7 protein-coding genes are annotated in these 6223 nt (G+C 60.5%); 5 read left to right on the forward strand and 2 right to left on the reverse strand.

Annotated features, from left to right (window positions below; all coding sequences use genetic code 11):
• Positions 1 to 20: 20 nt before the first annotated feature.
• From HKL97_RS04325 to HKL97_RS04335, 3 genes are read left to right on the forward strand one after another with little or no spacing between them, the layout of a single operon-like run.
• On the forward strand, positions 21 to 1085 hold the full coding sequence (locus tag HKL97_RS04325) for a substrate-binding domain-containing protein (protein ID WP_291422876.1): 1065 nt from the start codon (positions 21 to 23) through the stop codon (positions 1083 to 1085).
• A 16-nt stretch (positions 1086 to 1101) separates the two neighbouring features.
• Complete coding sequence (locus tag HKL97_RS04330; protein WP_291422877.1) at positions 1102 to 1740, forward strand: c-type cytochrome; 639 nt, start codon at positions 1102 to 1104, stop codon at positions 1738 to 1740.
• A 5-nt stretch (positions 1741 to 1745) separates the two neighbouring features.
• A complete protein-coding gene (locus HKL97_RS04335) occupies positions 1746 to 2639 on the forward strand; it encodes a c-type cytochrome (RefSeq protein WP_291422878.1) in 894 nt (297 codons plus the stop codon).
• Positions 2640 to 2872: 233 nt separating this feature from the next.
• Here the strand turns inward: HKL97_RS04335 and HKL97_RS04340 are convergent, their stop codons facing one another.
• Complete coding sequence (locus HKL97_RS04340) at positions 2873 to 3304, reverse strand: hypothetical protein (protein WP_291422879.1); 432 nt, start codon at positions 3302 to 3304, stop codon at positions 2873 to 2875.
• Between the two features lie 120 nt (positions 3305 to 3424).
• Positions 3425 to 4807 (reverse strand): outer membrane beta-barrel protein, encoded by a 1383-nt coding sequence (locus HKL97_RS04345; protein WP_291422880.1) that lies wholly within the window; start codon positions 4805 to 4807, stop codon positions 3425 to 3427.
• 49 nt (positions 4808 to 4856) lie between these two features.
• Here HKL97_RS04345 and HKL97_RS04350 point away from each other — a divergent pair, with 49 nt between their 5' ends.
• Positions 4857 to 5309: a hypothetical protein gene (locus HKL97_RS04350; protein WP_291422881.1), complete on the forward strand. Its 453-nt coding sequence runs from the start codon at positions 4857 to 4859 to the stop codon at positions 5307 to 5309.
• Positions 5310 to 5661: 352 nt separating this feature from the next.
• Positions 5662 to 6223: ribonucleotide reductase N-terminal alpha domain-containing protein (locus HKL97_RS04355; RefSeq protein WP_291422882.1), on the forward strand; the 562-nt coding region annotated here is incomplete at its 3' end.

The following is a 6223-nucleotide window of genomic DNA, read 5'->3' on the forward strand; positions in this document are numbered from 1 at the left end:
TTCATGAAAAGAGCGGACTCATGCGTTTGAAGAAATCCATGTTGACCAGGAGTATCCAGGCCGTTGCCGTGTTGGCGATGGCGGCCGCAACGGCTGGGAATGCGCGCGCCCAGCCTGCCACCGGCACGCCGGCGGATAGCGGCTGGAACGGCAAGGCGCAGCCGCCGCGCTATGAGGGGCAGATTTTTCCGCCCTGGCAGCATGGCGAGAATAATGGCGCGGTGAACAAGGGTTTTGAGTTCACCGTGCCGGAAGTTGATGTGATGGCCGATTTCCATGGTGATCTCACTAACCCCAAACTCGTGCTTTACGTCGGTGGAAACTATTATTTTGCGATGGCGCCGCTGGTGGCGGCGTTTGAACAGCAGAACCCGCAGTATAAGGGACGCATTTTTTATGTGACGATTCCACCGGGAATGCTGGTGACGGCAATGAAAGCGGGAGGAACCTTCACCTCCGGCAACATGACGTTCACGGCGCGCCCGGATGCTTATTTCGCCGGTTTGAAGAAGGTTGAGGCGCTGATTGCGGCAGGCGAACTCACCGGCCCGGCGGTGCCTTATGTCACCAATAATCTCACGATCATGGTGCCCAAGGGCAACCCCGCGCATATCACCGGGTTGGCGGATCTGGGCAGGCCGGGGCTGCGCCTGGTGATGCCCAACCCGGCGTTTGAGGGCATCGCGCGGCAAATTCAAGCCTCGCTCGTGAAGGCGGGAGGGGTAGCGCTGGAGAAGCAGATTTATGAGACCGGCGTTGCCAACGGCACGACGATTCTCACGCATATCCACCACCGGCAGACGCCGCTGTTTTTGATGCAGGGGTTGGCGGATGCGGGGATCACCTGGAAGTCGGAGGCGGTGTTCCAGGAGCAGGCGGGGCATCCGATCAGCGATGTTCCCATCGCCGCCGCCGAGAACACGACCGCGATTTATGCCGGAGCGATGGTGAAAGGGGCGGTGCACCCGGATGCCGCCAAGGCGTGGCTGGCGTTTATCCACTCGCCCGCCGCGCTGGCAATTTTCGAACGTTATGACTTCAAACCCTATAAGGGGAGCGCGCCGAGCCCGGCCCCCGCGGGATAACAAGACAGGAAACGCCATGTACCGTATTCTATGTGGTCTCATGATTGCGCTGATTGCCGGCCTTGGCTGGCCGCAGAGGAGTGCTGCGGCGCCGCCACAGGCAAGCCAATGCGCGGCCTGCCACGGCGCCAACGGCATGGGGAACCAGGCTGCCGGGTTTCCCGCGCTGGCGGGCTTGCCGGCGGCGTATCTGCAGGCGCAGCTTGCGGCATTCAAAAGCAAAGAGCGCGCCAACGCGACCATGGCTGGGATGGCAGCCCCGCTGACCGGCTCGGAGATGGCCGCGCTGAGCGATTATTACGCCGCCCTGCCGGTTGCACCGGCGCCGTTGCCCGCTGCCCTGCCCACAGGGCCGGGGGCCGCGCTGGCGCAGCGGGGAGACTGGCAGGCGGGGTTGGCAGATGGCATTCCCTCCTGCGATTCCTGCCACGGCCCTGGCGGCCTGGGTGTTGGCACGCAGTTTCCGCGCCTGGCGGGGCAGCCGGCGTTGTATTTGGCGGCGCAATTGAACGGCTGGCGGGAAGGCACGCGCAAAACCGGGCCAATGGGATTGATGGCGGCGGTGGCACGCCGGCTCACCCCGGCGCAGATTACCGCCGTTACCGCCTATTATGCCGCCCTGCCCGCCGATCCCGCTAACGGAGCGAAGCCATGAGGTCCATGAAACTGAACCCCCGCAAGGCAATGGCGCTGGCGCTGCTGGGGGCAGCGTGGCTCGTGCCCCCCACCGGGGCAGCGTGGGCGCAGACACCGGCTCCCGCAACATTTTCGCCGCCGGACGAGGCCGCAATGCCCGCCGGGCCGTTTGGCGACGCGGTGAAGCTGGGGGAGAATATTTTCCGCAACACGCCGAAATACGCGCCGCAGTTCACCGGCAATACGCTGAGCTGCGATAACTGCCACATGAACGGCGGGCGCCTGGCCAATTCGTCGCCCATGTGGGCGGCCTATGTTGCGTATCCCGCCTACCGGTCAAAAAACAAGAAGGTGAATACTTTTGGCCAACGGCTGCAGGGCTGCTTCCGATTCAGCGAAAACGGCAAGGCGCCGCCGCTGGACAGCAAGGTGATGGTGGCGCTGGAGTCCTACTCGTTCTGGCTTTCCACCAACGCGCCAACAGGGGCCAAAATGGCGGGGCGCGGCTACCCCAAGCTGGCGAAGCCGGCGGAGGCGCCAAGCTACCAGCGCGGCCAAGTGGTGTATGCGCAGAATTGCTCGCTCTGCCACGGGGCGAACGGCGCCGGGGCGGCGGCACATGGGGCTGTGGTGTTTCCTGGCGTTTGGGGCAAGGATTCCTACAACTGGGGTGCGGGCATGAGTGCGATCAACAATGCAGCGGACTTCATCCACGCCAACATGCCGCTTGGCCTTGCCGGCACGCTGAGCGCCCAGCAGGCATGGGATGTGGCGGCCTATATCGACAGCCAGGACCGCCCGCAGGACCCGCGCTTTACGGGCAGCGTGGCCGCGACGAGGGCGAAGTTCCATAACAACGCGTTCTCGCTTTATGGCACGACGGTGAACGGCCATGTTCTGGGAGCCGCGGCGCAATAAAGCCGCTTGGCCGTCCGGCAGATGAAACATTGTGGCGCGGGCCAGCGGATGTTCGCGCAGAGGCAGAGCGATCAGCTTTTGGCTGAAGGCTCTGCCTTTTGTTTTGACGAACAACCTGCCGCGATCAGCTTCGGGCGTCAGCGTTAATCCAATCACACTCTATCTTTATAAGATGGCGGCGGATTCAGACATGAGATGCAATCGACAGCGATTCAACATCATGTCATCCGGCTTTAATGGCTGCCGCCGCCACCGCCGCCCATACCGCTGCCGCCCAATGACTTACGGTGCCTCAACTCTTCCTGTTTGCGGTGCCGCAACTCTTCCTGCTTGCGTTTACGTTCCTGTTGTTTCAATTCCTCTTGGGTCTTTGTCCGATTCTGGTTTTGCATCATGTTCCGATTTTGGTTCATGTTCTGGTTTTGCAACTGATCCTGTGTTTGGGTTTGCAGTTGATCTTGCTGCTGGGTTTGGGTCTGCCCCATGGCGGGGCTGCTCATAACTGTCAGGCCGGCCAGGACAACAAGCAATCCGCCCAAGCCGCTGATGGTGCCGCCATGACAGCTTGAGCTTGAAACGACATCTCTGACTTTCATTTCATTACCTTTCATTGAATGATCTTTTCGGATTTTTACCTGATCGCAGGCTGGAAGATTGAACGTCATTGACATGGGTCAACCAATAAGTTGAAAATTTTCATGGCAATTTCAACTTCAAACTAAAATCCAAATAACATTTACTGCGGCATGGAATTTTCTTGGTTCAACGGGGCAGAGAGATTTCATTCAGAACGCGGCGCCAAGCATCAGATACGCCTGATGGCGGGAAAAATTCACGGAAGAATCACCCGAGACGCGCTGCGTATACCGGTAATCAACGCCGACATAAACCAGGCTGGTGAGGTAGTAACGCACGCCGACTGACATATCCGCTTCATTGTCCCATCGTGAAGACTGCTGGAATTCACTACATGCAAATGCAGCGCGCACAAATCCTGTAAGATCAGGGCGCAACGTCTGCTCCACGCGGCCGCCGGTCACGGTATAGATATAGGCGGGACTGCCGGAGAGCGTGGTTTCCTCGATCGAGCGGTCCAAAAACAGGACAGCGGCGGTGTTCTGCGCCGCCTGCCAGCGGATATTGGCGTCGGCCGCAGGCGTGGTGATGGTTTTAAACTCCGGATCGGCATAATATCGCACCATCACCCCGGCGGATGCCTCTCCCGATAAGGCCGGAGAGATACGGAACAACGCGCCGATGCTTGCGCGGTAGCCATCAGAGTTACGCTTATAGCCGAAATCATCCGGGGAATGGTCATAACGGCGCAGGTCTTCCAGGAACTCGGCAAAAGGACGCAAGCCCGACTGTGCGTCGTCACGCACGGATACGCCAAATGTATAGCGGTTGCGGTCGCGGTCGTGATTGTTGATCGGGCCATGCGTAGCCTCGACATTGCCAAAGGTTATGCGCTCCACGGCGCCGCCGGCGCGCACGCTGAAGTTGCCGAAACGATGCACCACGCCGGCATAGCCGTTCTGCTCCCAATAGGGGGGCGGGGTCAGTCCTTCGACAGCGTCAGGCGAGGCGCGGTCTTCATGTTCCATGAGTGCTGAAGCGCCGAGCAGGATGCGGGTGTTGCGGTCAACATCGATGCGGCCCTCGACAAGCGTGTGCCAGTCAGCGGTATTTTCACTTCCTTTGGTGAGATAGCCGGTTAGGTCTGTCCCGGCCTCGGCATAAAGCGCATTACGATTCCAGTTTGATTTGATGGCGATGCGCGGGGATATGCTGCCTACCTTGTCGGCAACCGTGCTGGAGCGGGTATCATAAATGTTGCTGTCATAAAACAAGCCCGCCTGAACCTCGGGATAAACCGTGAAGGACCCAAGTTTATAGCCAGGGCCACCGACTTCCGGCGCCTGCCTGGGGGCATTGCCGATCGTATCGGTAGGCAGCGGCGGCATGATGCGGACATCGGTTTCGACAAAGCTGCTCAGCTCACGGCTGATGGCCTTATGCACCGCGTCACGCTGGTCAGCCGGGGCGGCGGCGGTAATCAGACTGTCAATCTCCATATAAACCGGCAGGTTTGAGCCGACAAAATCCGGAACAGGCGCGGCGGCGGCGGGCACCACCGGCGGGCGCCCGGTATGGGCGAAGGAAGGCATTCCGGCGGTTGAGCTTGGCCGGCTGAGCGTGGCGCGGGCGCCTGCGCATGTGATCGATAAAGCGCTTGCAGAGGCGGTGAGCAATTGGACCACCATGGGCACCACGGTGATGACCCTCACCGCCGATGGCGTGCCGGACTTGACGATGACGGTGGCGCAGCTCTACTCGCTGCCTGCCACAGAGTTCGCGTATATCGTGCAGACTTATTATCCTTCCATCGTGCGGATCGACTCTCCGGTTGAGAATCTGGGGCTGCTCAAGAATTTGGCGATGACGGGCTCCACCGCGCTGACCGGGGTGAGCGTGACGCCATCGACCAGTAATGATCTGTATGCGATCTTTCTTGGCTCGGCCTCGGACAAGACCATCCCGATTAGTGCCGATACGGTGACCGCGGTGAACACCATCCTCGGCCTGCCGCCGCTGACACCCGAGGCAACCGCGGACATCGCGGCCAAGGCGGAAGCCGTGCGGCTGGCGATTTTGAGCGGCCACGGCTGATAAAGCGTATTTTCGGCGGGTAGGTTTGGCCAAACTGGATTGGAGCATGGCTTCAATCCAGTTTGATTCGTGCCCGCCGCCCGCCGGGGGGAGAAGCGGGCATGCCGGCTTCTCCCGCTTTTCACTGGCCATAGCTTGGGTACAAGCCTATATTTTGTGTTTTACAAAAAAATAAACAACTAGATATTGTGTTGTGTTCGATGCCGTCCAGGCTTAAAAAAAATAGCTGACCGCAGGTTTGCGGAGTCGCATGATGGAACCGCGTTGCAGCGCTTGCGCCGGGCTGGCGCGGCGGTGCGAGGGCGCGTGGTGGTTGGTGAACAGCGGCTTGGACAGAAGACAGGACAATGTGATGGACATGGTTGCCGGACACTCGCAGACGCAGCCCCCCGCGCTTGAGCGGATTTCCTCGATTTCGCGCCAGATATGGGCGGACAAGTACCAGCTTAAACACGAAGACGGAACACCGGTGGACCTCAGCATCGAGGATAGCTGGCGCCGCATCGCCCGGGCGCTTGCCGCCGTGGAGGCGGAGCCGGCGTTATGGGAGGACCGGTTTTATACAGCGCTGGAGGATTTCAAGTTTCTACCTGCGGGCCGCATCATCGCCGGCGCGGGCACCGAGCGCCGGGTGACGTTGTTCAACTGCTTTGTCATGGGCGACATCGAGGATGATCTCGGCGCCATTTTCGCACATCTGCGCGAGGCCGCGCTGACCATGCAGCAAGGCGGCGGCATCGGCTATGATTTCTCCACGCTGCGGCCCAAGGGCGCGGTGGTGAAGGGCGTCAGCGCCGATGCATCCGGCCCGCTCTCGTTCATGGATGTGTGGGATGCGATGTGCCGCACTATCATGTCGGCCGGGGCGCGGCGCGGCGCGATGATGGCGACGTTGCGTTGCGACCATCCTGATA

The sequence above is a fragment of the Acidocella sp. genome, assembly GCF_013044125.1.
Lineage (GTDB): Bacteria > Pseudomonadota > Alphaproteobacteria > Acetobacterales > Acetobacteraceae > Acidocella.

Coding starts and splice junctions, on each gene's coding strand:
- HKL97_RS04325 (WP_291422876.1), top strand. CDS start 21: ATGCGTTTGAAGAAATCCATGTTGACCAGGAGTATCCAGGCCGTTGCC.
- HKL97_RS04330 (WP_291422877.1), top strand. CDS start 1,102: ATGTACCGTATTCTATGTGGTCTCATGATTGCGCTGATTGCCGGCCTT.
- HKL97_RS04335 (WP_291422878.1), top strand. CDS start 1,746: ATGAAACTGAACCCCCGCAAGGCAATGGCGCTGGCGCTGCTGGGGGCA.
- HKL97_RS04340 (WP_291422879.1), bottom strand. CDS start 3,304: ATGACGTTCAATCTTCCAGCCTGCGATCAGGTAAAAATCCGAAAAGAT.
- HKL97_RS04345 (WP_291422880.1), bottom strand. CDS start 4,807: ATGCCTTCCTTCGCCCATACCGGGCGCCCGCCGGTGGTGCCCGCCGCC.